This window comes from Simplicispira piscis (assembly GCF_054783455.1).
In genome coordinates, this window is record NZ_BAAGQN010000015.1 from 303,878 (window position 1) to 330,052 (window position 26,175).

The 26,175-nt window shown below is 64.0% G+C and carries 26 protein-coding genes; 10 read left to right on the forward strand and 16 right to left on the reverse strand.

Going from position 1 to position 26,175, the window contains the following annotated elements; genetic code table 11:
* Positions 1–51: 51 nt before the first annotated feature.
* The 4 genes from ACYVOC_RS11155 to ACYVOC_RS11170 form a co-directional block, all read right to left on the reverse strand.
* Positions 52–1,029 (reverse strand): beta-ketoacyl-ACP synthase III, encoded by a 978-nt coding sequence (locus ACYVOC_RS11155; protein WP_461161844.1) that lies wholly within the window; start codon positions 1,027–1,029, stop codon positions 52–54.
* Positions 1,029–2,081 (reverse strand): phosphate acyltransferase PlsX, encoded by a 1,053-nt coding sequence (gene plsX / locus ACYVOC_RS11160; protein ID WP_116004463.1) that lies wholly within the window; start codon positions 2,079–2,081, stop codon positions 1,029–1,031. The genes ACYVOC_RS11155 and plsX overlap by 1 nt, the downstream gene beginning before the upstream one ends.
* Positions 2,082–2,196: 115 nt before the next feature.
* Positions 2,197–2,379: a 50S ribosomal protein L32 gene (rpmF, locus tag ACYVOC_RS11165; protein WP_019575026.1), complete on the reverse strand. Its 183-nt coding sequence runs from the start codon at positions 2,377–2,379 to the stop codon at positions 2,197–2,199.
* A gap of 93 nt (positions 2,380–2,472) precedes the next feature.
* A complete protein-coding gene (locus tag ACYVOC_RS11170) occupies positions 2,473–3,027 on the reverse strand; it encodes a YceD family protein (RefSeq protein WP_116004464.1) in 555 nt (184 codons plus the stop codon).
* A 25-nt stretch (positions 3,028–3,052) separates the two neighbouring features.
* On the opposite strand from ACYVOC_RS11170, the gene ACYVOC_RS11175 reads away from it, so the two are divergent.
* Both ACYVOC_RS11175 and ACYVOC_RS11180 read left to right on the forward strand, forming a co-directional pair.
* Positions 3,053–3,652, forward strand: coding sequence for a Maf family nucleotide pyrophosphatase (locus tag ACYVOC_RS11175; RefSeq protein ID WP_461161845.1), 600 nt, complete (start codon positions 3,053–3,055; stop codon positions 3,650–3,652).
* Positions 3,649–4,437 carry an SAM-dependent methyltransferase gene (locus ACYVOC_RS11180; protein WP_461161846.1) on the forward strand — a complete coding sequence of 263 codons (789 nt, stop codon included), beginning with the start codon at positions 3,649–3,651 and terminating at the stop codon, positions 4,435–4,437. Before ACYVOC_RS11175 ends, ACYVOC_RS11180 begins: the two co-directional genes overlap by 4 nt.
* Before the next feature lie 39 nt (positions 4,438–4,476).
* Here the strand turns inward: ACYVOC_RS11180 and ACYVOC_RS11185 are convergent, their stop codons facing one another.
* Both ACYVOC_RS11185 and ACYVOC_RS11190 read right to left on the reverse strand, forming a co-directional pair.
* Complete coding sequence (locus tag ACYVOC_RS11185) at positions 4,477–5,304, reverse strand: ZIP family metal transporter (RefSeq protein ID WP_116004467.1); 828 nt, start codon at positions 5,302–5,304, stop codon at positions 4,477–4,479.
* 215 nt (positions 5,305–5,519) lie between these two features.
* Positions 5,520–6,416 carry a dienelactone hydrolase family protein gene (locus ACYVOC_RS11190; protein ID WP_116004468.1) on the reverse strand — a complete coding sequence of 299 codons (897 nt, stop codon included), beginning with the start codon at positions 6,414–6,416 and terminating at the stop codon, positions 5,520–5,522.
* Between the two features lie 166 nt (positions 6,417–6,582).
* On the opposite strand from ACYVOC_RS11190, the gene ACYVOC_RS11195 reads away from it, so the two are divergent.
* Positions 6,583–7,473 (forward strand): NAD-dependent epimerase/dehydratase family protein, encoded by an 891-nt coding sequence (locus tag ACYVOC_RS11195; RefSeq protein ID WP_461161847.1) that lies wholly within the window; start codon positions 6,583–6,585, stop codon positions 7,471–7,473.
* A gap of 90 nt (positions 7,474–7,563) precedes the next feature.
* Here the strand turns inward: ACYVOC_RS11195 and ACYVOC_RS11200 are convergent, their stop codons facing one another.
* The 3 genes from ACYVOC_RS11200 to yghU are packed head-to-tail and all read right to left on the reverse strand — an operon-like array spanning position 7,564 to position 9,612.
* Entirely contained in the window at positions 7,564–8,064 is a 501-nt protein-coding gene (locus ACYVOC_RS11200) for a flavodoxin family protein (protein ID WP_461161848.1), read from the reverse strand.
* A gap of 8 nt (positions 8,065–8,072) precedes the next feature.
* Complete coding sequence (locus tag ACYVOC_RS11205; RefSeq protein ID WP_461161849.1) at positions 8,073–8,705, reverse strand: glutathione S-transferase family protein; 633 nt, start codon at positions 8,703–8,705, stop codon at positions 8,073–8,075.
* 28 nt (positions 8,706–8,733) lie between these two features.
* Positions 8,734–9,612, reverse strand: a complete 879-nt coding sequence (gene yghU, locus ACYVOC_RS11210) for a glutathione-dependent disulfide-bond oxidoreductase (protein WP_116004472.1) — start codon at positions 9,610–9,612, stop codon at positions 8,734–8,736.
* 275 nt (positions 9,613–9,887) lie between these two features.
* Here yghU and ACYVOC_RS11215 point away from each other — a divergent pair, with 275 nt between their 5' ends.
* Entirely contained in the window at positions 9,888–11,165 is a 1,278-nt protein-coding gene (locus tag ACYVOC_RS11215; protein ID WP_461161850.1) for a mechanosensitive ion channel family protein, read from the forward strand.
* A gap of 371 nt (positions 11,166–11,536) precedes the next feature.
* Here the strand turns inward: ACYVOC_RS11215 and ACYVOC_RS11220 are convergent, their stop codons facing one another.
* The 7 genes from ACYVOC_RS11220 to polA form a co-directional block, all read right to left on the reverse strand.
* Entirely contained in the window at positions 11,537–13,342 is a 1,806-nt protein-coding gene (locus ACYVOC_RS11220) for an ABC transporter ATP-binding protein (protein WP_461161851.1), read from the reverse strand.
* Between the two features lie 173 nt (positions 13,343–13,515).
* On the reverse strand, positions 13,516–14,655 hold the full coding sequence (locus ACYVOC_RS11225) for a zinc-binding dehydrogenase (protein WP_461161852.1): 1,140 nt from the start codon (positions 14,653–14,655) through the stop codon (positions 13,516–13,518).
* A gap of 310 nt (positions 14,656–14,965) precedes the next feature.
* The gene (locus ACYVOC_RS11230) at positions 14,966–15,778 is read right to left on the reverse strand and encodes an EAL domain-containing protein (protein ID WP_461161853.1); all 813 of its coding nucleotides are present in this window, start codon (positions 15,776–15,778) and stop codon (positions 14,966–14,968) included.
* Between the two features lie 128 nt (positions 15,779–15,906).
* Entirely contained in the window at positions 15,907–17,100 is a 1,194-nt protein-coding gene (locus ACYVOC_RS11235; protein WP_461161854.1) for a YbfB/YjiJ family MFS transporter, read from the reverse strand.
* Between the two features lie 143 nt (positions 17,101–17,243).
* The gene (locus ACYVOC_RS11240; RefSeq protein ID WP_116004478.1) at positions 17,244–17,549 is read right to left on the reverse strand and encodes an AzlD domain-containing protein; all 306 of its coding nucleotides are present in this window, start codon (positions 17,547–17,549) and stop codon (positions 17,244–17,246) included.
* Positions 17,546–18,253, reverse strand: coding sequence for an AzlC family ABC transporter permease (locus tag ACYVOC_RS11245; protein ID WP_461161855.1), 708 nt, complete (start codon positions 18,251–18,253; stop codon positions 17,546–17,548). The genes ACYVOC_RS11240 and ACYVOC_RS11245 overlap by 4 nt, the downstream gene beginning before the upstream one ends.
* A 151-nt stretch (positions 18,254–18,404) precedes the next feature.
* On the reverse strand, positions 18,405–21,197 hold the full coding sequence (gene polA / locus ACYVOC_RS11250) for a DNA polymerase I (RefSeq protein WP_461161856.1): 2,793 nt from the start codon (positions 21,195–21,197) through the stop codon (positions 18,405–18,407).
* 125 nt (positions 21,198–21,322) lie between these two features.
* Between polA and ACYVOC_RS11255 the strand changes: the two genes are divergently transcribed.
* The 6 genes from ACYVOC_RS11255 to ACYVOC_RS11280 all read left to right on the forward strand — a co-directional run bounded on the left by ACYVOC_RS11255 (position 21,323) and on the right by ACYVOC_RS11280 (position 26,167).
* A complete protein-coding gene (locus ACYVOC_RS11255) occupies positions 21,323–22,534 on the forward strand; it encodes a serine hydrolase domain-containing protein (protein ID WP_461161857.1) in 1,212 nt (403 codons plus the stop codon).
* Positions 22,535–22,663: 129 nt separating this feature from the next.
* Positions 22,664–23,083 (forward strand): hypothetical protein, encoded by a 420-nt coding sequence (locus ACYVOC_RS11260; protein ID WP_116004482.1) that lies wholly within the window; start codon positions 22,664–22,666, stop codon positions 23,081–23,083.
* Positions 23,084–23,177: 94 nt separating this feature from the next.
* Complete coding sequence (locus ACYVOC_RS11265) at positions 23,178–23,537, forward strand: hypothetical protein (protein WP_461161858.1); 360 nt, start codon at positions 23,178–23,180, stop codon at positions 23,535–23,537.
* A gap of 77 nt (positions 23,538–23,614) precedes the next feature.
* Entirely contained in the window at positions 23,615–24,571 is a 957-nt protein-coding gene (locus ACYVOC_RS11270; protein ID WP_116004484.1) for a homoserine kinase, read from the forward strand.
* An 8-nt stretch (positions 24,572–24,579) separates the two neighbouring features.
* Entirely contained in the window at positions 24,580–25,434 is an 855-nt protein-coding gene (locus tag ACYVOC_RS11275) for a BPSS1780 family membrane protein (protein ID WP_116004485.1), read from the forward strand.
* A complete protein-coding gene (locus ACYVOC_RS11280; RefSeq protein WP_461161859.1) occupies positions 25,397–26,167 on the forward strand; it encodes a FecR domain-containing protein in 771 nt (256 codons plus the stop codon). Before ACYVOC_RS11275 ends, ACYVOC_RS11280 begins: the two co-directional genes overlap by 38 nt.
* Positions 26,168–26,175 lie beyond the last annotated feature (8 nt).

Below are 26,175 nucleotides of genomic sequence, written 5' to 3' on the forward strand. Positions count from 1 at the left end.
AGTATTAGTGAAAAAATATGGCTGTAGCGCTTACCAGTAAAGCGCTAACAGCTACATTTTCAGGAGCACTGCACCCCAGGTGAACCCGCCGCCCACGCCTTCGAGCAGCACGGTCTCGCCCTGCTTTACCTGGCCCGAGCGCACCGCATGGTCCAGCGCCAGCGGGATCGACGCCGCCGAGGTATTTCCATGCTGGTCCACTGTGACCACCATCTTGTCCATGGGCAACTTGAGCTTGCGCGCCGTGCCCTGCATGATGCGGATGTTGGCTTGGTGGGGCACCAGCCAGTCGATATCGGCCTCGGTCAGCCCCGCCTTGTCGAGCGCGGCGCGGGCGGCGCTTTCCAGCACCCCTACAGCCAGCTTGAACACCGCCGGGCCATCCATGGTGAGCAACGGCAGGCCACTCACCTGACCGCCCGACACATGGCCAGGCACGCACAAGATGCCGACATGGCGGCCATCGGCGTGCAGGTCAGACGAAAGAATGCCCGGGGTGTCAGACGCCTCCAGCACCACGGCGCCTGCACCATCACCAAACAGCACGCAGGTGGTGCGGTCATTGAAGTCCAGCAAACGACTGAAAATCTCGGAGCCCACGACCAGGGCTCGCTGCGCGGTGCCCGCGCGGATCATGGCGTCAGCCACCGTCAATGCATAAACAAAGCCGCTGCACACAGCCTGCACGTCAAAAGCGGGGCAACCTGCGGCGCCCAGCTTGTTCTGCAGGATGCAGGCGGTGGACGGAAACACCATGTCCGGCGTGGAGGTAGCGACGATGATCAGGTCAATGTCACTAGCCTCCAGCCCTGCCGCCTCCAAGGCATGGCGGGCCGCGTCCAGGGCCATGTCGCTGCAGGCTACATCGGGCGCGGCGAAGTGGCGTGCCCGGATTCCCGTGCGCGACACAATCCATTCATCCGAGGTTTCAATACCCCGTGCAGCGAGATCGGTCACTAAATCGGCATTGGTCACCCGGCGTGGTGGCAGATGACTGCCAGTGCCGGTAATACGGGAGTAGCGTTTCATTAATGTGGTGCTGGCGGCGTGGCGCCCCCCACAAGAGCATCAGCAGGCAGCAGAAACGGGGCTGCACTGGCAATGCGAAGGCGCACGCGGTCCAGAAGGTTGTTGCGGGCTGCATCATACGCCCGGATCAAAGCCTGCTCAAAAGCCATCTCGTCGGCCGAGCCGTGGCTCTTGAACACCAGGCCGCGCAGGCCCAGCAACGCCGCACCATTGTACCGGCGGTAATCTACGCGCTTTTTGAACGCAGATAACACTGGATACGCGACGATCGCTGCCATTTTTGTAAAAACGTTGCGTGAAAACTCTTGCTTGAGGAAAGCACCCACCATAGTGGCCAAGCCTTCGCTGGTCTTGAGCGCAACGTTACCAACAAAGCCGTCGCACACAACGATATCGGTCGTTCCCTTGTAAATGTCGTTGCCCTCGACATTGCCCACAAAGTTCAAATTACCGGAATTAGCAGCAGAACGCAGCAGTTCCCCTGCTTTTTTAATGACTTCGCTGCCTTTAATGGCCTCTGCACCGATGTTGAGCAAACCGACCGTCGGCTGCTCCTTGCCCTTGAGCACCGAGTCCAGCGCAGAGCCCATCACGGCAAACTCCAGCAGGTGGCGTTCGTTGCAATCCACATTGGCACCCAGGTCCAGCACCGTGGTCGCACCGCCAAGCATGTTGGGCAGCGGGTAGGCGATGGCCGGACGGTCGATGCCGTCGAGCGTCTTGAGCACGTAGCGGGCTATGGCCATCAAGGCACCGGTATTGCCCGCCGACACGGCAGCCGCAGCAGCGCCGTCCTTGACCTGCTGGATGGCCACGCGCATGGAAGAATCCTTTTTGCGCCGCAAGGCCACTTCGAGGGGGTCGTCCATGGCCACCACCTCGCTGGCTGGAACCAAGGTCGCGCGCTCATGAGAGAAGCCTTGCAAGGCTTCGGGCAGGCCCACCATCAGCAGACGCGCGTCGGGGTGGCTCTCCAGAAAATGACGGCATGCCGCCAGAGTGACATGGGGGCCATGGTCGCCGCCCATGCAGTCAACAGCCAATGTGATCATGGAATGGAATTCTGGCCGACTGCGCGGCCTGTGGATACAAAGTGAGCACCCAAAACAAAGGCCCGTGCTACGAGACGGTAGCTACGGGCCCTTAGGGATGCGCCGCTGGGGCGAATCAGGCTTCGGATTTGTTCTTCAGCACCTGACGGCCACGGTAGAAACCGTTAGGACTGATGTGGTGGCGCAGATGGATTTCGCCAGTGGTGGGCTCAACAGCGATGCCGGGCACATTCAGGGCGTTGTGCGAGCGGTGCATGCCGCGCTTGGAAGGAGATTTCTTGTTTTGCTGAACGGCCATGGTCGGCTCCTGGTCTTGAATAAGGGTTGGTAAAAACGCGATCAGCCCATTAAAAGACACGAGGGGATTCGCGCGAAGCCCTCAATTATAGTCTTATTTATCTGACTTTCCAACGCGCATGCTTGCCAGCGCTGCAAAGGGATTGGGGCGTTCGGCTTCGGCGGCCTCAAAATCATCGTCACTCGACTGCATGGGCACGTCGGTGGGGCATTCTTCGTGGCGCGGCACCACGGGCAGCGTCATGAGCAGTTCGTCTTCGATCAACTCGTGCAAGTCGAATTCACGGCTGATCGCCAGCAAATCTTCCTCAACCTCATCATCCAGCGCTTCGGCGGTGGCCTCGTCGGCCACGAAACGGAACCACTGATCCACCTGCAGCGGCACATCCACCGGCCCCATGCAGCGTTGGCACTGCATGGGAAACGTGGCCTGCACCTGCAGGTGCATCCACATCTGTCCACTCTCCGTGCCGAGCTCAGGGCGCAACTCGCCCACCGCTTCCCAGTCCACGCGCAGGTCGGGGTGCAGGCCTTTGGCCTCCTGGGCCAGGCGCTCATATTTCAACAAGGAATCGTGCCCTGACAAGCGGGCGCCCGCCTGCACGAATGCCTTGACGTCCAGCCGGTCGGGGGAATGTTCCTTGGTCATGGGTGCAGTGTAAGAGAATCGGCCCATGCATCAATCCCCCCCTGCCCCCAGAGCCCTGGTTTTGGGCTCAACTTCTCCCTACCGGCGCGAATTACTGCAACGCCTGCGCCTGCCTTTCACCGTGGCCGCTCCCGACGTCGACGAAACCCCTCAACCGGGCGAGGCCCCGCAGGCGCTGGCCTTGCGCCTGGCCTTGGCCAAGGCCCGTGCTGTGGCCGCGCAGCACCCCGAGGCCGTGGTGATTGGCTCCGACCAGGTGGCAGACCTGGCCGGGCACGCGCTGGGCAAGCCCGGCACGCACGAACGGGCCACGCAGCAACTGCGCCAGATGAGCGCACAGACCGTCGTTTTCCAGACCGCTGTAGCGGTGGTGTGCCAGGCCACAGGCTTCGAACAGGTCGAACTGGCGGCCGTCGAAGTGCGCTTTCGTCCGCTGAACGATGGCGAAATCGAACGCTACCTGCACGCCGAGCAGCCCTACGATTGCGCTGGTAGCGCCAAGAGCGAGGGCTTGGGCATCAGCCTGCTCGACGCCATTGCCAGCGATGACCCCACCGCCTTGGTGGGCCTGCCGCTGATCCGCACCTGCCGCATGCTGCGCGCCGCTGGACTGGTGTTGCCATGACCGCACCCACAGACAACAAGTTCGGCACCCTGTACTTGGTGCCTGCACCGCTCGACTTTGGCTGCGACACCCAAACGCCGCTGCAGGACAGCCTGCCCAACGCTACGCTGGCCACCGCCGCACGGCTGACGCACTGGATTTGCGAAAACGCCAAAAGCGCACGCGCCTATTTGAAGCGTGTGGATGCCCTGTACCCGCTGGTCCTGCCGCTGCAAGAGCAGGCCATCACCGAATTGCCGCGCGAAGTGCACAAAAAAGGCGACCATGGCGGCAAAGGCTCGGCCGTTTTCGACGCACGCCCGCTGCTGGCCGCCGCGCTGGACGGGCACGACATGGGCCTGGTGAGCGAAGCGGGCATGCCCGCTGTGGCCGACCCCGGCAGCTCCGTAGTGCGCGCCGCGCACGAGCTGGGCATCACCGTGGCGCCCTTGGTGGGACCGGTGTCGCTGCTACTGGCATTGGCCGCAAGCGGCCTGAGCGGGCAGAACTTTGCTTTTGTGGGCTATCTGCCGCAGGACGCTAACGAACGCGCCCAGCGCATACGGGCCCTGGAAACGCTGGCCCTCAAAACCGGGCAGACGCAATTGTTCATCGAAACGCCCTACCGCAATGCCGCCCTGCTGCAAGCCCTGCTGCACACCCTGCAGCCAGGCACACGCCTATCGGTCAGCAGCGGCCTGACGCTGGCGGAAAGCGCCACGCGCAGCCAAAGCGTGCAGCAATGGCGCCACAAACCTGGCGGGCCCGACAAACACACACCGGCGGTGTTTGCCATCGGGCGCTGATCTCAGTGCAGGGGCAGACAGGGGTGCCGATGGGGTCCGTCAGTGGCCACCGTGCACCAGGCTGCTGACCAGGGTCACAACGCCCATGCCAATCAGCAACATGGCAATTTGCAGGGCAGTTTCCCGCGCTGACAAGCGCTTTTGCAGTTGCGGAATCAGGTCGGCCAAAGCCACATAGACAAAACTGCTGGATGCCACCACCAGAAAGTATGGCAGCCAGTCGTGCAGCCGCTCCAGCAAAAAATAGCCGGCCAGACCGCCCAGCGCCGTCACCGCGCCGGCCAGCGACACCTTGAGCAGCGCCACGCGGCGGTTGGCGCTGCTTTGCAACAGCACCACCAGGTCGCCCATGTGGTGCGGCACCTCGTGCGCGAGCACCGACACGGCAGCGATCAGCCCCAGGCGCATGTCGGCAACAAAGGCCGAGGCAATCAGCACGCCGTCGCCAAAGCAGTGCACGCTGTCGCCGGTCAGCACCGTCCAGCCGCCCACACGCGGACCGCCCGCAGGGTGGTGATGGTGCGCATGGCTGTGCCCATGGGCGTGCCCGTGGTCATGGGCAGACTGCGCCTCGCCATGCTCGTGACCGTGGTGCCAGAGCTCGGCCTTTTCCAGCATGAAAAAGAACACCACGCCGACCAACAAGGTGGCAAACAGGTCTTGTGCGCCGGCCTGGCTTTCAAACGCCTCCGGCAACAAGTGCATGAAGGCCGTAGCCAACAAGGCGCCCGCGGCCAGGCTCAAAAGATGCTGCGGCCCGACACCCCCCGAGACCCCCCCCAGGCCAGCGCGCAAGAGCCACGCGGCCAGCCACACGCTGCCAATGCCCGACGCCAAAGTGGCCAAAATGATTGCTATTAATGTCATAGCTATATGCGCTTACCCTGTATGGCCTATTGGCCTTTTTCATTAAAACTCAATACCCTGACGCAACCCGCCACTGCGCTCCCCTCAACACCAAAAAAGCCGCCCTGCCGTGGCGGGGCGGCTGTGTCATTGCAGCCTGGGCCAGGGCTGCGCTGGCGTAGCATCTGTCACTGCGCAGGCATTACCTCACGCCCAAGTACCAGTCACGGCCTCCATTAACCAACGCCGTTCGCCTTGAACCAGGCCAGCGCCCGCTTCCAGCCATCCTCGGCCGGCCCCTGGCGGTAGCTGGGGCGGTAGTCGGCTTGGAAGGCATGGGGCGCATCAGGGTAGACCACAAACTCGGACGCCTTGGCTGGGGCAGAACCCTGCGCCAAGGCAGCTTTCATCTTATCAACCGTGTCAAGAGGGATACCGCCATCTTGCCCGCCATACAACCCCAGCACCGGGGCCTTGAGGATGGGTGTGATGTCGATGGGCTGCTGGGGTGTCAGTGCGCTGGCACTGCCCACCAGGCGGCCATACCAGGCGACGCCGGCCTTCACCGGGCCGTGTGCGGCATACAGCCAAGTGATGCGTCCGCCCCAGCAAAACCCGGTGACGGCAGCGCGCGCGGTGTCGCCGCCATGCTGTCCGGCCCAGGCCAGCGCACCGTCCAGGTCGGCCATGACCTGGGCATCGGGCACCTTGGCGACCAATTCAGACATGAGCTTGGTGATTTCGCCGTACTGGGTGGCATCGCCCTGGCGGGCATAGAGTTCGGGGGCAATGGCCATGTAGCCCGCCCGGGCCAGGCGACGGCACACGTCGGCAATGTATTCGTGCACGCCAAAAATCTCGTGCACCACCAGCACCACGGGCAACCCGGTTTTGCCTGCAGGCGCCGCACGGTAGGCGGGCACCTGGAACCCGTCCACCGTGTAGTGGATGCGCCCGGTATCGAGCCCGTCGGCTGGGGTGGAAATGGCGGTCTGCGCCATCAGCGGTGCTGCGGCAGCAGCATAACCCAGGCCCGCCGCAGATTGCAGCACCGTGCGGCGGCTGGCACCGGCCTCGGTACTGCGTCCGGGCAGCAGCGCATGGACCTCAGAGCAAATTTCTTCAAGCGGCATGGGGTTCTCCTGAAAAGGGGGCGTTCAAGTCTAGGCCCTGCAAGACCTTTGCGCTGGCGTGCACGGCAAGACCGCGCTTTGCCACGGGTAGCGGAGAGCCCTGCCCGGCGCTGCAGCGCAAACCGTCGTATCGTTGGCACCAACGCTGTCTTTGTCAGACCCCACCATGCGCATTTTGCTCACGGGCTCCACCGGCTTCATTGGCCACACACTGCAAGCCTCCCTGGAGGCTGCAGGCCACACCGTGCACGGCGGCGCCTCGCCACGCAGCGCTGGCGCCCAGCACGGCCTGGTGCCCATGGATTTTGCGCGCGACACCACGGCCGCTGCCTGGTTGCCACGGTTACAGGGCATCGACGCCGTGGTCAACGCCGTGGGTGTGCTGCGCGACACCCGCGCGAGACCCATCGACGCCGTGCACCGCGATACGCCCATCGCCCTGTTTGGCGCCTGCGCCCAGGCGGGGGTGCAGCGCGTGGTGCAGATTTCGGCACTGGGCATTGACGGCAGCGACACCCGCTACGCGAAGACCAAACGGGCCGCCGAGACACACTTGCAGGCGTTGGCCGCACAGGGCGCGCTGCGCCCCGCCATCCTGCGGCCCAGCGTGGTGTATGGCAAAGGCGGCGACAGCAGCGCGCTGTTCATGAACTTGGCACGCCTGCCCGTGGCACTGTTCCCCGGCCCGGTGCTCGATGCGCGGGTGCAACCCGTCTCCGTGCACGACCTTGCCGCAGGCGTGGTCGCCCTGCTCGGTCCGGCCCTGGAGCAGACAGGCGTCATCGAATGCACCGGACCTGAGGCGCTCACCATGGGCGCCTTCATCGCCAGCCTGCGCCAGCAGCTCGGTCACAGCCCCGCCATGGTGCTGCGCCTGCCTCAACTGCTGACAAATATCAGCGCCCGCCTGGGCGACGCCGTGCCCGCCTCGCCCTGGTGCAGCGAAACCCTGGTCATGCTGGGCAGCGACAACGTGGGCAACCCGGCCGTGTTTGAGCAGTTGCTGGGGCGGCCCGGCGTGCATTACAGCCAACTGGTGGCTACCGCCTGGCGCTGATGGCAGGCGGGCACACTGCTACAAAATTCAAGTCAAATCGGCCTCTAGCGGTTACTGACAAAGCGCTAGCAGCTAGAAAACAAATAGCAACTAAAACACCCCCAGCGCCAGCCCTGCGGCCAAGGCCTCACCCAGTGCCCGGCAGTGCTCCCGATCTTCGCTGCTGATTTGTTTGGGCGCCAAAATCGCCTCAGGTGTCTGGGCGTGGGTGCAAATGATGAGCGGCTCGGCCACCGCCTTGAGCCGCCAACCCGTGGCAATACGCGCCATCTGCCGCGCCGCGCTGCTGCCATCGCTGCCTGCGCACACCATGCTGGCGTAAGGGCGGCCATTCACCCGGCCCTGCACCGGGTAGTAGCTGCGGTCAAAGAAATCCTTCATCAGCCCGCTGATGGCCGCCAGGTTTTCAGGGGTGGCAAACAGATACCCATCTGCCGCCAGCACATCGGCGGGACCCGCATCGGTGGCAGGCAGCAGACGCACCAGCACGCCGCCCTCGGCTGCGGCACCATCGCGTGCTGCCTCTGCCATCTGCCACGTGCCCCCGGTCAACGAGTGGTAAACGATCAGCAGGGTTTTCAGCGCGGCCATGGCAACCGCTACAGCGCCATCGACGGACGCAGGGCCATCGCTGCGCGCCAGCGCAGCAACTCAGGGTGCTGATCGCCCGGCTTGCGCTTGACAATGCGGGCGAAGTCCACGGCCACCACGGCGGTAATGTCGGCCACACTGAACCGATCCGTCGCCACAAACTCGCGGCCCGCCAGGCGCACGTTCAGCAGGTCAAAAAACTGATCCACCCGCGCCAACCCACGCTCTGCCAGCGCGGGAATCTGCGGATAGTTCACCACGCCTGGCAGCGCGCGGTTGGCCATGGCGGGTGCGCTGTTGCGCAGCGCCTCGGCAATCGCCAGCAGGCCTTCGAACTCCATGCGCCAGTTCCAGCTGGCGACCTCGGCTTTTTCCTCGGGCGTGGTGCCCAGCAAGGGCGGCTCGGGATAGCGCGCCTCCAGGTAGGCGGCAATGCCCGCGTTGTCGGCCAGCAGCAGGCCTTCGTCGGTACGCAGCGCGGGCACGGTGCACTGCGGGTTGATCTGGCGGTAGGCATCGCCCAACTGCTCGCCGGTGCGCAGGTCGATGGCAATGGTGTCGTGCGGTACGCCTTTTTCAGCGAGAAAAATGCGCGCCCGGCGCGGGCTGGGCGCCGTGGCGCAGTCGTACAGGGTGATCATGGCAAGGTCTCCTTCTGCAAGGCAGGGCTCAAGCCGCTGGGGCCAGCTTGTCTTGGGTTTGGGTGTCAAAGTCGCTGGCGTCGTGCCGCTCGTGCAACTGGCTGGCGGGGTCGCCAAACACACGGTTCACCTTGCGGCCACGCTGCACCGCGGGGCGCTTGGCGATCTGGTTGGCCCAGCGCAGCACATGGGTGTATTCGTGCACCTGCAAGAACTCGCCCGCCTCGTACAGCTGCCCCTTGGCCAGCGCGCCGTACCAGGGCCAGATGGCCATGTCGGCCACGGTGTAGTCGCTGCCTGCGATGTATTCGTGCTGCGCGAGGCGCTTGTCCAGCACATCCATTTGGCGCTTCACTTCCATGGCGAAACGGTCAATGGGGTATTCGAACTTCTCCGGCGCATAGGCATAAAAGTGCCCAAATCCACCGCCCAGAAAGGGCCCGCTGCCCATCTGCCAGAACAGCCACGACAGGCACTCGGCCCGCTGGGCAGGCTCCTGGGGCAAAAAAACGCCGAACTTCTCGGCCAGGTGCATCAATATGGCGCCAGACTCGAAAACCCGGATGGGATGAGCGGCATCACTGCGGTCCAGCAGCGCCGGAATCTTGGAGTTGGGGTTCACCGCCACAAAACCGCTGCCAAACTGCGCACCTTCATGGATGCGAATCAGCCAGGCGTCGTACTCGGCCCCGCTGTGGCCCAGCGCCAGCAGCTCTTCAAGCATCACCGTGACTTTGACGCCGTTGGGCGTGGCCAGCGAGTACAGCTGCAGCGGGTGCTTGCCCACCGGCAGTTCCTTGTCATGCGTGGCGCCCGAGATGGGCCGGTTGATGCTGGCGAACTTTCCGCCGTTCTCCTTGTTCCATTGCCAGACAGCGGGCGGTGTGTAGGGGGATGGATTGGTCATGTGCGAGGACTCCGTGGACAAATCAGGGGTGGCTGGTGCAGTGCCGCCAACGAATCGAAAAGTGTACGGTGCCCTGCCGTAAATACCTTGCCGCCCCTTCGGAAGCACCTCTGGCGACTTGGGGAATGCGGGGCACACCACCGTGCGGCGCGGTGTTGGCTTCGGTACCTGCAGTTGCCACCCGTGCGCGCGTGCGCCGCTCCCAATGGCAGACACAGTAAGCTGCAACCACCACGTTCTGGGCACCAACGCATTGCAATTGCAGCCACATACCAATGATCAGCCTCGCTCCCTTCACTTTTTTCGCCAGCCTTGAACCCCAGATGCAGGCCGCCCTGGGCCTTGCCCTGTTGCTGTTGGCGGCTGTCGCGGCGCGGTTGCTGGCGCTCTGGGTAATTGCGCCCAGCCTGCAGCGCCTGCGCTTGCACGCGGGGGCATGGCCGATGGAAATACTGCTGCACGAAGGCGTCCTCCATCGCCTGGCACGGCTGCTGCCCTGGCTCGTGGTGAGCGCTGGAGTGGTGTATGTGCCGCACCTGAACGCCAGATTTGCGACCGTACTGAGCAACATCGCGCTGGCGTTCATCGCCATCCAGATCGTGGCCGCGCTGATGGCCATGCTCGATGCCCTGCTGTCGCTACAAGAGAAATACAGCCGCGAGAAAGGCGACCAGGCTTCAGCGCACAAGGTGCGCTCGATCAAGAGCTATGTGCAGTTGGGCAAACTCATGCTGATTCTGGCCGGCGCCATTGTTTCTGTGGCCCTGCTGCTGGACCGCTCTCCCCTGATCGTGCTCTCGGGCCTGGGCGCCATGTCTGCCGTGCTGATGCTGGTGTTCAAGGACACCATCCTCTCGTTCACTGCGGGCGTGCAACTGTCGTCCAACGACATGCTGCGCATCGGCGACTGGATCGAGATGCCGCAGGTGGGCGCCGACGGCGACGTGATCGACATTGCGCTGCACACCGTGAAGGTGCAGAACTGGGACAAAACCATCACCACCATCCCCACCTGGCGGCTGATGAGCGAGAGCTACCGCAACTGGCGCGGCATGAGCGAATCGGGGGGGCGGCGCATCAAGCGCACCCTGCGAATCGACGTGAACTCGGTGCGCTTTCTCGATGCCGAGCAGATGGCCTACTTCTCCAACTTTGCGCTGCTGCAGGACTACATGCAGGCCAAGCGCACTGCTGTCGAGCAAACCAACGCTGCCGCGCGTGCAGCGCTGGGCGAGCGCGTCGAGCTAACGGCCAACCAACGCCATCTGACCAACATCGGCACCTTTCGCGCTTACGTACTCGCCTACCTGCAGGCCCATCCCGACATCCACCAGGACATGACGCTGATGGTGCGCACCCTGGAGCCCACCGCCGAGGGCGTGCCACTGGAGGTGTACTGCTTCACCGCCACCACCAAGTGGGCGGTGTACGAAGGCATCCAGGGCGACATCTTTGACCACCTGCTGGCGGTGCTGCCGGAGTTTGGCCTGCGCCTGTACCAGCACCCCAGCGGCCACGACTTCCGTGCCAGCCTACCGCAAGGGAATCGATAAAATACTCAAAATAAATAGCTGCTAGCGCTTATGCAGTAAGCGCCAGAGCCCGATTTTACCTGGTATTTCTGCGCAAACCGCTGTCGCAACAGCCCTGCAGCGCGGACCGAAAAACGGTGGTAAGCGAACGCGACGATCGCCGCCACGAAGCCCGATGCGGCTCCAACACCCCATGCCCAGCGCGGCCCCAATCGGTGAGAACAGATTCATGGAAGAGGACGGTATCCGGATTCACTGTCTTACAGAGCCCGCGTGGTTGGAAAAAAACTGCGCCCTGCGCTGTCTGGGTGGGTCGCGTCGGCACGAACGATCAGATTCTGTTCTTTTTTTCACCGTCCACGACAGCGCCACTGCAACGGCGCTGCCGCCGACTACAGCAGCAGGATTGGGTCGTCATTGGGCCCTTCCGGCGCTGGCGGCTCAGGAGCCCACGGCGCCGGGCGCTCGCCAATCTGCTGGCGCCACATGGCGTAGTACAGGCCACGCTGCTCCAGCAGTGCGGTGTGGCTGCCCGACTCCACGATGCGGCCTTTTTCCAGCACAAAAATGGTCTGCGCATGCAGGATGGTCGAGAGCCGGTGCGCAATGAGAATGGTGATGCGCGTGCTCTCGGTGGACAGGCGCCGCACGGTGTCGGTGATCTGCTCCTCCGTCAACGAATCCAGCGCCGACGTGGCCTCGTCAAAGATCAGCAACGGCGGCTGGCGCAACAGCGCGCGGGCAATCGACAGCCGTTGCTTTTCGCCGCCTGACAGGCGCACGCCCATCTCGCCAATCGGCGTGTCCAGTCCCTCGGGCGCTTTGGCCAGCAGGTGGGCGCAAGCCGCCTGCTGCATGGCGGCGACGATTTCAGCGTCGCTGGCGTCGGCTTTCACCACCTGCATGTTCTCGCGCAGGGTGCCGGCAAAAAGGTGCGTCTCCTGCGTCACAAAACCGATCTGGCGGCGCACCTCGTTGTAGCGCAGTTGGGCGGTGGAAGTGCCGTTGTAGAAAATGGCGCCACTGCCCGGCGTATACAACCCCACCAGCAGTTTGACCAGCGTGGATTTGCCCGAGCCCGACGGCCCGACAAAGGCCACCGTATCACCCAGCTCTGCGCTAAAACTCACCCCATCGAGCGCATTGTCCGGAGCGCCCTGGTGCTTGAAGACCACGTTGCTGAAACGCACCTGGCGCACCGGCCCAATGTGCACCGAGTCCTTGGGGCGGCGCTCCACCGGCTTTTTCATCAGCGCTTCAAAGTTGAGCAGCGACGCCTCGGCCTCGCGCCAGGCCAAAATGATGTTGCCCAGCTCTTGCAGCGGCGCAAAGATGGCGACCGAGATGAACTGCATGGCGATCAGCTCGCCGGTGCTCAGCACGTCCTTGAAAATCAGCCACAGCAGTGCGAACAGGATGGCGAGCTTGAGCAGGCTCAGCGTAGTGCCTTGCAAAAAGGACAGCAGGCGGATGCGTTTGACCTTCTGCATCTCCAGCGCAAAAATCTTCTGCGTTTGCGCCTGCAGCCGCCGAATCTCCGGAAACGTCAGCCCCAGGCTTTTGATCAGCTCGATGTTGCGCAGCGACTCGGTGATGAAGCCAGAGCTGCGGTTGGTCTCGCGCACGATGGAGCGCTGCTGACTCTTGATTTCGCGGCTGAGCAAGCCCGTGAGCCCGCCCAGCACCAGCACGCCGATCAAAAACACCGGCACCAGCGCCCAGTGCCGCGTCACCGCATACCAGATCAGAAAGCCCACACCCACGAAAGCGGCGAACACGGTGTTGATGAAGGCGTTGATGAAACGCTCGCTGTCTTGCCGCACCTTTTGCAGCAGCGAAAGCGTTTCACCGCTGCGCATTTCGGCAAATTCCTGGAACTTCAGGCGCATCACCTGGCGCAGCCCATCGTTAAAAATTTGCGTGCCCAGCTTTTGCACCACCAGCCGCGTGACATATTCCTGCAGCGTTTTGGCCAGGCGCGAGAGCACCGCCACCCCCACCGCCAGACCCAGCAGGCGCAGCACGCCCGAGATCAGTTCGTCGTCGCTTTTGCCTGCCGGGTGCACGGCATAGCCGTCAATGATCTTGCCAAAAATGATCGGGTCCACCAGCGCCAGCACCTGGCTGACGGCCGCCAGCAGCAGCGCCAGCAACGCCAGCTTGCTGTGGGGGCGCAGGTAGGTCCAGAGGATGTGCATGTGGGTCGTCTCCTGCGGGGTGGATGGCCGTGCAAGGCGGTGCGCACGCCGTTCGCCTGGGGCAATGCCCTGTGCATTGTGGCGAAGTCCACGCGGTGCAGGCGAGAGAAATAGATAAAAGGTAACGGCCGGGGGCCGCCTGTATCCAACGCGCCCGGCTGGCCGTCACTCCATCACATCGACGGATCGATCAGCACCTTGGCGCCCGTGTTGCGCGGGCCATAGAAGGCGATGGCGTCAGCGCTCAATGCGCCGGCCAGCGATACGGTGCGTGCGTAGTGGCTGGCAAACGTGGTCTTCAGCTCGGCGACCACACGGTCGCGCAGCGCCTGTGACGCTGCGCCCCCGATTTTTTCCAGGAAAGGAAACAGCAACCAGCCACCCACACCCCAGGCCATGCCGAAGGTGCGCTGGATTTCTGTGGGGCGGGTGTCCAGGTGGCCATACAGATAGACCTGCTTGTGCACTGCCGAGCCATAACGGCTGTATTCCTTGGCGGTGCGATTGATGGCGCTTTCCATGCATTGCAGGATCTGCCCGGCCAGCGTGCCGCCGCCTGTGGCGTCGAACGCCATCGTGGCGCCGGTGGCCGCCAGCGCGTCGGTCAGATCGGCCATGAACCCCGGCGCACTGCTGTCGCACACATATGGGGCGCCGATCTCGCGCAGCACCGCCGCCTGCTCGGGCTTGCGAACGATGTTGACCAGACCAATCCCATCTTTCTGGCAGACTTTGTTGAGCATTTGGCCGAGGTTGCTGGCCGCAGCGGTGTGCACCAGCGCCGTATGACCTTCTCGCTTCATCGTCTCGACCATGCCCAGGGCGGTCAGCGGGTTGACAAAGCACGATGCCCCTTGCGCTGCCGTGGTGCCCGCCGGCAACGGCAGGCACTGTTCGGCGGGCATGGCCCGGTACTGCGCATACATGGCGCCGCCAATGACGGCCACCGTGCGGCCAAGAAGCGCCTGGGCTGCCGCAGAGGCACCGGCAGCCACCACCAGGCCAGCGCCCTCATTGCCTACCGGCATGCTGTGGCCCAGGCGCGCGGCCAGGCCGGGCATGGCACGTTCGGGGATGCGGGCGGTGACCACCGGCCGCTGGGCACTACCGGCAACCTGCACGGTGGAGAGATCGGCGGGCCCGAAAAGCAGGCCCATGTCTGACGGGTTGATCGGTGTCGCCTGCATCTGGATCAACACCTCGTCAGCACCCGGAACGGGAACGGGCGTTGGTTCCAGGCTGATCTGCAAGCGGCCGTCGGCCTGCACGAGCGAGCGCAATTGCAGGGCGGTAGAGGGGATGGATGGGTGCATGGAGGACTCTCGGTGGGGTTACGCCGCTGTCTTGGCGGTCTGGCGGCCGGTATCGTGGGAGGCATCTCACCACGGGGATGCGGCTCGCCGCCACGCGGCAACTTTCATTGTCGATCAGGCGGCTATCGTCTGCCCGGCGTTTCCGAAAAACCCCCAACGAGTCCGGCAGTGACCGCGCCCCCCGGATTCGCGCGCCCCTTTGCGAGAGTGGTACTGCGGTGATTTTTTGGGAATGCGCACCCTGGGCAGCAACAACCAGCGTTCCGACTTGCTCACACCCTGCGCGCAGGGCTTGCCTGCAGCCTTCAATCTACGCAAACACCACCGACTCCACAGACGCCACGGCTTGAAAAGCAGGCCGGGCAAAGAAGTAACCCTGCATCAGGTGGATTCCGGCGTCGCGCAGGGCATCACGCTCGGCAAGCGTTTCAACGCCCTCGGCAATCACCTGTATGTTCATTTCTTCGCACATCCGCACCAGGCTGCGCACGATGGTGCGGCGGGATCGGTCGGCATCCACATTGCGCACCAGGCCCATATCCAACTTGATGAGGTCGGGCTGAAAGTCGGCCAGCAGGGACAGGCCTGCGTAACCGGCGCCAAAATCATCGATGGCGGTCTTGAAACCGCAGCGCTTGTACTCGCGCAGGATCTCGGCAAACCAGGGGCCGTCTTCGACCCTCTCGCCCTCCGTCACCTCGAAGATGATGTGTTCCAGCGGGAAATGGTGCGTGCGGGCAGCTTCCAGCGTCGTGCGGATGCACAGCTCGGGCTTGTAAATGGCATTGGGCAGGAAATTGATCGACAAGCGTTCGGTCATGCCCAGCGCACTGGCGCCCTTGATCGCCTTGACCCGGCAAGCCTGGTCAAACCGGTAGCGGTTGTCGTCGTTGACCTGTGCCAGCACCGTGGCGGCTCCCTGCCCTTGCGGTCCGCGCACCAAGGCCTCGTGCGCGTAGATCGTGCGGCGCTCAAGATCCACAATGGGCTGGTAGGCATATTCAAAGCCAAAGTCCAGCCGCGCACCTTTGCCGCAGTCTTCGCAGTCTCGCGGCGTTCCTTCAAGGGGCGCGAAACCGATAGGAAAGGATGCGTTGGTGCGAACAGATGTATGGATGGTCATGGCGGCTGGTTACCTTTGGTGAATTCGTGCCTGAAGCACGCAACGCCCCAGGACGTTATGGGGCACTTTAACGCTGTCAGCGACCTCTGCGGTCGCAGCCGCCACAGCAGCCCCTGAAGACCGGCTGATCAACGCGAAGAAAGACCACCACGCCACAGCCACAAGGCACTGGCGGCCAAGAGTACCGTCGCGATGGCGCTGGCCCAAGTCAACGCATCCCACCCGGCAACGGGTGCGTTCCCAAAAAATCGCACCAGGAGCGGGCCAGCGATCTGACCAACGGCAAAACCTGCGGTCATGCGTGCCAACAGGGGCGTCGGGTTCGATGGCATCCGCTGCCGCGCCCACTGGAGACCCGCCATGGTGGCGACCATGAAAGTGCCGCCGACCAACACAGCCGAAGCCGTCAACGTCCACAAGGCGTTTTGGCACAGTGGAAGCAAAGTACCCACCGCCATGACAGCCTGGGCCGCAGCCCAGACTTTTCTGCGGGGCCAGGCGGACAGCCAGCGAGACGCCAAAGCCACCGACAGGGCCGCCGCCGCACCAAAAAGGGGCCAGGTCAGACCAAAGATCAAGGGGTCAGAAACAAGTTGCCTTGCCATGGTTGGCAAGTACGTGGCGGGGATGATGTAGCCAAACCCAAACACAGCGTAGCAAACAACCAGCCCCCAATTGCCCGCACCCGATGGCGGCCCAGGCCCCCGATGGACACTGGTGTGGGCGCGCTGCGGCGCAAAAGCGGCCGCTTGCACGGCAAGACTGCGCAGCACATAAACAGCCCCCGCAGCCGCCATGGCTGCCAGCTCGATCCACAGCCACCGGGCAGGCTGATGTCCGCCGAGCCAGGCCATGGCACCGGTCAGCGCAATCCCCAAGCCCACACCGGTGTACATCCAGCCACCCAAAGAGGTGGTCTCTCTGCGGGCCAGTTCGAGCAGGCACCAACTGCTTGCGCACACCAGCACCCAGGCACTGAAGACGCCGGCACTGCCGCGCAAAACCACGCCCAGCCAAGGGACAGAGGCATGCGCCCAGGCCATGCACGCCGTCGTCAGTGCCACACCGATCAGCCCGACCCGGATACCGCTTTGCGGCGCCCGCGCAAACCACGGCGCCGTCAACGCCCCCGCCAGATAGCCGAAATAGTTGGCGGCCGCCCATTCGGTTCCGGTGACTGCGTCCAGGCTTGCATCGCGCAGCATCAGCGGCATGAGCGGCGTGAAAGCAAACCGCCCAATCCCCATCGCGATGGCAAGAGAGACAAGACCGGTGATGACAATCGTCCACGGTGAGGGTTGATGGGAGGGGCGCGTGGGCATCAAAAAAATGGGGTCAAAAGCAAAGTGCAGCACCCTGGGTTTCACCGGAGAAGGGCATTACCCAGGGGTCATCCAGAAATTTTCTTGCAGCAGCAGCGGCCATTACGCCATCGATGCGCCAGTACCCGCCACGCGCCTGGGTATCACCCCCACAGCCGCACCACTGCGGCGGCACCCGCCCCCAGCACCACCACCAGCAAAAACGGCCAACGCAACCACAACGCAAGCGCCGCAGCCGCGAGTGCCGCTAGCCGCGCATCCAGCACCAGCGCGGTGCCCGCAGCAAAGGTGTTCATCACCGTCAGTGCCGACAGCAGCGCCACCGTGATGGCCCCAGCCACGCGCGTCATCCGGGGGTTGCCCAGCCAGCGGGCCGGCACGGCGTAGCCCGAGAGTTTGGTGAGGTAGGTAACGGCAGCACCGACCAGGATGGCGAACCAGAGGGTCATGGTGCGGTCCCCTCTGCCGCGCCAGAGACCACCGGCGCAGCCTCGGGCACCCACCAGCCCCAGGCCGCGCCGACCGCAGCAGCGACAAGGATGGGCAAGCCAGGCGGCAGCAAGGGCAGAGCGAGCGCCGTGACCACGCCACTCAACACCGCCAGCGCCACGGGCTCGCGCTGGCGCAGGCGCGGCCAGAGCAGGCCGAGGAAGGCGGCGACGGCCGCGCCATCCAGCCCCCAGCGGCGCGGGTCGCCCAGGGCGTCGCCCAGCCAGGCGCCGACGAAGGTGAACACATTCCAGAGCACGAAGATGCCCAGGCCCGCGACCCAGAAACCGCGGCGCTGCTCATCCGGCGTGGTCTGGCCTGCGGCGGTGGCGGTGGATTCGTCGATGGTGACCTGGGCGGCCAGCCATTTGCGCCAGCCCTGGGGTTGCAGCATGTGGTTCATCTGCATCCCGTAGACGGCGTTGCGCACGCCGAGCAAGGCCGCAGCGCCCAGCGCGGCAGACGGCACGCCGCCGCCCGCGATGACGCCAATAAAGGCGAACTGCGAGCCGCCCGTGAACATGAGCAGGCTGAGCGCCATGGCCTGGCCGACGGTCAGGCCCGCCGCCACGGCCAGGGCGCCGAAGGAGACGCCGTAAAGCCCTGTGGCGGTGGCAATGGACAGGCCCATGCGGATGGCGGGGGTCCAGGAAGCAGGTCGCAAGGTGGATGGGGAAGAATTTACAGAAATCAATTTTGATAGCTAGTTGCGCTTGATTGACAATGGTTTGAGATAAAAAACCATCTCAAGCTATTGAAAAAAAAGCGTTAGCAGCTCCTGATTCGATAGTGGTTATGACAATGCAGCCGTGCCGTCAATGCGCTTTGTCCCAATTCGGCCCCACGCCCACCTCGGCAAGCAGCGGCACTTTCAGCGCTGCGATGTCGGCCATGAGTTTCGGGATTTCGACCTTGACCCAGTCCACCTCGGTCTCGGGCAACTCAAACACCAGTTCGTCGTGCACCTGCATGATCATTTTGATGGCCGGTTTGTGCGCATCGAGTTCCTTTTGCACCGCCACCATCGCCAGCTTGATCAGGTCGGCCGCCGTGCCCTGCATGGGCGCGTTGATGGCGGCGCGCTCGGCACCGGCGCGGCGTGGGCCGTTGGGGCTGTTGATTTCGGGCAGGTACAGGCGGCGGCCAAAAACGGTTTCCACATAGCCGCGCGCCTTGGCCTGGGCCTTGGTTTCGTCCATGTACTGCTTGACGCCGGGGTAGCGCTGAAAGTATTTGTCAATGTAGGCGGCAGCCGCCTTGGTCTCGATCCCCAAATTCTTCGCCAAACCAAAGCTGCTCATGCCATAGATCAGTCCAAAGTTGATGACCTTGGCGTAGCGGCGCTGCTCGCTGCTCACCTGCTCCAGCGCCACGCCAAACACTTCGGCGGCGGTGGCGCGGTGCACGTCGAGCCCGGCGTGAAAGGCGTGCAGCAAAGCGTGGTCGCCGCTGATGTGGGCCATGATGCGCAGCTCGATCTGGCTGTAGTCGGCGCTGGCGATCACGCTGCCGGGCGGCGCCACAAAGGCCTCGCGCACGCGGCGGCCTTCGGGCGTGCGGATGGGGATGTTCTGCAGGTTGGGGTCGTTGCTCGACAGGCGCCCCGTGACGGCCACGGCCTGCGCGTAGTGCGTGTGCACGCGGCCGGTGCGCGGGTTGGCCAGCTGGGCGAGCTTGTCGGTGTAGGTGCCTTTGAGCTTGCTCAAGGACCGGTGCTCCAGCAGCTTGGCGGGCAGGGGGTAATCCTCGGCCAGCTTTTCAAGCACTTCTTCGTCGGTGCTGCGCGCGCCGGTCGCGGTCTTTTTGACGACCGGCATCCCCAGCTTGTCGAAGAAAATTTCGCCCAGTTGCTTTGGTGATGCCAGATTGAAGGGCTGGCCCGCGATCTCATACGCCTCGGTCTCCAGCTGCACGATGCGCTGGCCCAGCGCGTGGCTTTGCGCGGCGAGCGTGGGCGCGTCGATCAGCACGCCGTTGCGTTCGATACGGTACAGCGTCTCGCTGCTCGCCATCTCCAGCTCGTAGATAAAACGCAGCTTGTCATCTGCCTGCAACAGCGGCCACAGGGCGTTGTGCACGTCCAGCGTCTGGTCGGAGTCTTCGCACGAATAGGCGGCGGCTTTGTCGACCGGCACCTGCGCAAACGGGATTTGGTGCGCGCCCTTGCCACACAGGTCTTCGTAGCTGAGGCCAGTGCGCCCTGTGTGGCGCAGGGCCAGACTGGTGAGGCTGTGCGGCTTGTGCACTTCCAGCACGTAGCTTTGCAGCATGGTGTCGTGGGCGTAGCCTTGCACCTCGATGCCGTGGTTGGCGAACACATGGCGGTCGTATTTGATGTGCTGGCCCAGCTTGTGGCGCTTGGGGTCTTGCAGCCAGGGCTTCATGCGCGCCAGCACTTCATCCAGGGGCAATTGCACCGGCGCATCGGGCCCGGTGTGGGCCAGCGGGATGTAGGCCGCCTCGCCCGCCTGCACGCTGAAAGAGATGCCGACGATTTCGGCACGCATCTCGTCGAGCGAGGTGGTTTCGGTGTCGATGGCGACCAGCCCGGCCTGGTGCAGGCGCTGCATCCACTGGTCAAAGTCGGTCCAGTTCAGGATGGTGTCGTACACCACGGTGCGGTGCTGGGCAGCCTCGGCCACGGGGCTGGCAGAGTGGTCGGCAAACAGATCGCCACTTTCGCCGGGCAGGGCGACGACAGGGGACTCGGCGGCGGCAGGGGCCGCCGCTTTGAGCGCACTGGCCAGGCCCTTGAAGCCATATTTCTCGTAGAACGTGCGCAAGGGTTCTGTCTGGGGCTCGCCCATGGCCAAAGCGTCCAGTGCGGGCAGGCCTGGCAACTCGGCAGCCAGGTCACAGTCGGTCTTGATGGTGACGAGCTGGCGGCCCGTGGGCAGCCAGCCGAGGCTGCCGCGCAGGTTCTCACCCACCACGCCCTTGATGTCTGCAGCGCGTTCGAGCAATGCATCGAGTGAGCCGTATTCCATGAGCCACTTGGCAGCAGTCTTGGGGCCCACCTTGGGTACGCCGGGCACGTTGTCCACCGTGTCACCCACCAGAGTTTGGTAGTCCACCATCAGGTGCGGGGGCACCCCAAACTCTGCAGTCACACCGGCCACATCGCGGCGCTTGCCGTTCATGGTGTCGATGATGGTGATGTGTTCGTTGACCAGCTGGCTCAGGTCTTTGTCACCGCTGCTCACCACCACCTCCACACCTTGGGCGGCGGCTGTGACAGCCAAGGTGCCAATCACGTCGTCGGCTTCTATGCCTTTGATAGCCAAAACAGGCCAGCCCATCATGCGTACCACTTCGTGGATCGGTTCAATTTGCGCACGCAAATCGTCAGGCATCGGCGCCCGTTGCGCCTTGTATTCGGGATAAATCGCGTCACGAAAGGTGGGGCCAGAAGCATCGAAGATGCAGGCCGCGTAGTCAGCGCGCACTTCTTTGCGCAGCGCCTGCATCATGTTGATCATGCCGCGAATGGCACCCGTGGCCGCGCTGGCCGGGTCGCCAGGCACGGCGCGCAGGTCGGGCATGGCATGGAACGCACGGTACAGGTAGCTGGAGCCATCCACCAACACCAGGGTTTTTTTATTGCTCATGCAGCGATTGTGCACAGGAAGACCTCTACCCTACCCAGCCTGCTCTGCCCCAGCGAATACCCTGTGGCGCAGCAGGGCCGGTTGCGGTCCAATCGCCCCACAAGACAAACGAGAGGAGAAGCGCGTTGAAATTCAAGAAGTTCGCCGTGGGAACCGTATTGGCCCTGGCCGTTGCAGGAACCGCCGGGTGGTTCAGCCTGGACAAGGAGACGCGGGCCCTGCTCAAGACAGCGCCCACCAACCGCGACCTGCTGTTCTGGACCCAGCCACAGCGTGACGCCGCGTTTCGCGCGCTCGACCGGCTGCCCATCCTGGCCAAATCCCACGCCATTCCAGCCAGCAGCACGCCCAAACCCTTGCCGCAGGGCGAGCCGCTCAAGCTCTCCATCGACCTCGATGCCTACATGGCTAGCCAGCGCAGCGCCGCCATCGTGATCCTGCACGACGGAAAAATCCGTGTGGAACGCTACGGCCTGGGCTTTGACAAGGACGGCCGCTGGACGAGCTTCTCGGTCGCCAAGTCATTCACCTCCACGCTGGTGGGCGCCGCGCTGCGCGATGGGTTCATCAAAAGCATGGACGACAAGGTGAGCGACTACATCCCGGACATGAAAGGTTCGGCCTATGACGACGTGAGCGTGCGCCAGTTGCTCACCATGACATCGGGCGTGCGCTGGAACGAGACCTACTCGGACCCCCATTCCGATGTCGCCCAGTTCAACAACCACAAGCCCGAGGAAGGCGTGGACGCACTGGTGAGCTACATGCGCAGGCTCCCGCGCGAAGCACCGGCGGGCACGCGCTGGCACTACAGCACCGGCGAGACCAATCTCGTAGGCATCTTGCTGAACCAGGCGACGAAAAAACCACTGGCCGACTACCTGTACGAGAAAGTCTGGAACCCCGTGGGCATGGAGCAGCAGGCCACCTGGCTGCTGAGCAAAACGGGTAAAGAGATCAGCGGCTGCTGCATCCAGGCCGCCACCCGGGACTTTGCGCGCTTCGGCCAGTTCATTCTTGATGGCGCCGTCGTCAACGGCCAGAGCATCGTGCCCGATGGCTGGCTGACCGATGCCACATCCCGCCAAACCCCCATTGGCCAGCCCGGTCGGGGTTATGGCTACCAGTGGTGGACCTATGACGACGACACCTTCGCTGCGCGCGGCATCTTCGGCCAGGGCATCTTCCTGGACGCCAAGCGCAAACTCGTGATTGCGTCGAACGCCAACTGGGCCGCGGGCGCCAGCGACCGCGAGACCAGCGAAGCGCGCGAAGCCTTCTACCATGCGGTGCAAAAAGCGGTAGACGACGAGGCCGCAGCATCGCCAGCGCGCTGAAGCGCATTGCCCACCAGCACCGCCGGTTGAGGGGGGGCGGCCCTGCAGCAGAGCCCGCCTCTGTGGGATGCGGTAATCTCGCCCCCTCGGGCGCATGCCTTCAGACCCTCCACCTTGGGAAACCACACCATGAAAAAATGGCTCGCGTTGTTGATCGGCGCAGCGTCCACGCTGGCTTTTGCGGGGACCGAATTCAAAAACGTGCCAGAAACCTTGCAAAAATCATTGCAAGGCAACAGCCTCAAGACGGCACAACTCGACCAAGGCGTGCTGCGCCTGCAAATGGACAAGCCCGTGGTCTCCGAGCTGGTGTATTCCACCCTGGTTTTCCACAACATCTGCGGCGTGCAGTGGCACTACCCCGAACAGTTCGCCCAGTTCGCCTTGAAGCGGGTCGAGCTGCTCGACGCCGCCGGTGCGCAAGGGTATGCGTTTGATACCCGCGGTGATGTCTGCGTACAGATGGGACAACTGGGCAAGAACTTCCGCACCTTCATTGCCCAGCACACCGTCAAATGTGACGCAGGGATCTGCCCGCAGCACCCCTGAATCCGCACGGTGCAGGCTGCTGCTGCGGGCCTGGCGGGTTCTGGCTGGCCAGGACGCACCGTTTGCAGCACCCCACCCCGCCTACAATCGCGCTATGCGCGCTCTTTACCCCCTTTTGCTGCTGGCTTTGACTACAGCCCCCTCCTTCGCCCAAAATACCAGTCAAAATGCCGCACAGGGCACAGCTATAGAGCGCAGTCAGCTACCAAAAACAGAGCAAAAAACCACCCGCCAGGACCAGCGCACCGAGCGCATCCGCGTGGAAGACGGCGGCAGCCGCGTAGACGAGTTACGCGTGGGCGGGCAAACCCAGACCATTACGGTGCAGCCCAAGACCGGCGACATGCCTGCCTACGAAGTGCTGCCGTCTGACGGCGTGCGCAACCTGCCCGGCAGCCGCAATGGCTCCGAGTCCACCACCGGTCCCCGTGTCTGGAACGTGATCAAGTTCTGACAAGCCCTGCCATACCGCGCGGCAACGCCCCACACCGCCCCTGACGATCGACCCCCTTTCCCGCTGTGCTCTGACCGATGGCCGTATTTACACAAGTCTCTGACAACGAGGCGCGCGACCTGCTGCGCCAACTGCAATTGGGCGAGCTGCATGCGCTGCGCGGCATCGAGGGCGGCATCGAGAACACCAACTACTTCGTCACCTGCGACCAGGGAGAGTTCGTGCTCACGCTGTTCGAGCGCCTGACCGCAGAGCAACTGCCGTTTTATCTGTACCTGATGAAACACCTGGCGCACGCAGGCATTCCCGTGCCCGACCCGCGCGCCAACAAGGCCGGCGACATCCTGCACACCGTGTGCGGCAAGCCTGCCGCCGTGGTGAACCGCCTGGTCGGCCGCAGCCAGCTGGCACCCGAGGCCGTGCACTGCGCTGCCGTGGGCGAGATGCTGGCGCGCATGCACCTGGCCGGGCGCGACTACGAGCGCCAGCAACCCAACCTGCGCGGCCTGCCCTGGTGGAACGAAACGGTGCCCGTGGTACTGCCGCACATCGACCCCGAACAGGCCGCGCTGCTGCGTGCCGAGCTGGCCTACCAGAACCACATTGCAGCCAGTTCCGCCTATGCCGCCCTGCCACGTGGCCCGGTGCACGCCGACCTGTTCCGCGACAACGTGATGTTCGAGGGCGAGCAGCTCACCGGTTTCTTTGATTTCTACTTTGCCGGGGTGGACAGCTTTCTGTTCGACCTGGCCGTGTGCATGAACGACTGGTGCATCGACCTGCCCAGCGGCGCGCACGATGCACCCCGCGCCAACGCCATGCTGGCCGCCTACCAGGCCGTGCGCCCGCTCACTGCGGCCGAGCGCAGCCTGCTGCCTGCCCTGCTGCGCGCGGGCGCACTGCGCTTCTGGGTCTCGCGGCTGTGGGACTACTACCTGCCGCGCGAAGCCTCCATGCTCACACCGCACGATCCCTCGCACTTCGAACGGGTACTGCGCCAGCGGGTACTGCATCCCGTCATGCTGCAAGAATAGGCACCCGCATGAAACTACACATCGTTCCCGCACGCACGGGCCTGGCCTGGGTCAAAAGCGGCATCTTCGTCTTCCGCCGCCAGCCCATGGCCATGGCGGCCCTGTTTTTTATGACCATGGCCGCCATGTCGTTGGCCTCGATGGTGCCGCTGGTCGGCCCAGCGCTGGCGCTCACGCTGCTGCCCTCGGCCACGCTGGCCATGATGGTCGCCTCGGCAGAGGCCATGCAGGGGCGCTTCCCCATGCCCACGGTGCTGCTGGTGGCTTTTCGCACGGGGCGCCAGCGCCTGCACCACATGCTGCAATTGGGCGCACTGTACGCCGCCGGTTTTCTGGGCATCATCGCCTTGTCTTCACTGCTCGACGGCGGCCTGTTTGCGCAGGTTTACCTGGGTGGCGCGCCACTCACGCAAGAGACTGCAGAGAACCCTGACTTCCAGGCCGCGATGTGGGTGTGCATGGCACTGTACCTGCCGCTTTCGCTGCTGTTCTGGCACGCGCCGGGCCTCGTGCACTGGCATGGCGTGCCGCCGGTCAAAAGCCTGTTCTTCAGCATCGTGGCCTGCGTGCGCAATATCGGCGCCTTCACCGTTTACGGGCTGGGCTGGATGGCGGTTTTTGCCATTGGCGGGGTGCTGGTCAGCCTGCTGTCGGGCCTGCTGGCCGTGGTGGGGATATTGCCGCCAGGCAATGTACCGGGCACCATGGGCGGCATCATGGTGGGCCTGGCGATGGTGATGGCTACCATGTTCTTCAGCTCCATCGTTTTTACCTTCCGCGACTGCTTCGATCCCCCTGAGAAGCCGGGCACACCCGAGGCCGACAATGCCCTTGCGCCCCCCACAGCCCCTGGCGCCGACTGACAGTCAGCACCCCCTGCTCGGGCGGCGCAGCCTGGTGCAGGCCGCTGGCGCATGGGCAGCCACCGCAGGCTGGCAGGCTGCGCAGGCACAGGCTCCAGAGACCTTGCACAGCCGCGTGGTGGAACTGCGCGGCGACGTGCTGCGCAATGGCACACCGCTCGACGCCCAGGACCGCATCGCCGCAGGCGACCAGCTGGAAACAGGCCCGGGTTCCCGCATGGTGCTGACCGTGGGCGACAGCGCCTTCCTGGTACGCGAAAACACCCGCCTGGCAATCGAAGGTGACAACCCCGTCACCGTGCGGCTGCTGCGCCTGCTCTCAGGTGCCGTGGCCAGCGTGTGGAGCCGGGGGGCAGACCGCCAGATCATCACGCCCACCATGACCGCGGGTATCCGGGGCACGGGCGTGTACGCCGAGGTACTGCCCGAGCAGGACTTCCGCAGTTATTTCTGCAACTGCTACGGCACCGTGGACATCGCCGCAGGCGGCGACCGCACCGTGAGCGAATCAACTTACCACCAGTCCTTCTGGGCCGAGGCCAGCCCACGCAAGGGGCAAAGCCTGTTCCCGGCTCCGGCCATCAACCACACCGACGAAGAGATGGAAATGCTGGCCGCCCTGGTGCGCCAGCGCACGGCCTGGCAGATCAGCGGCATGAAAGGCCCCAAGGACGGGCGTGGCTACCAATACAAAAAACGCCCGGGGGTGACGGCCTTCCCCGGATATGAATAGACGCTCCA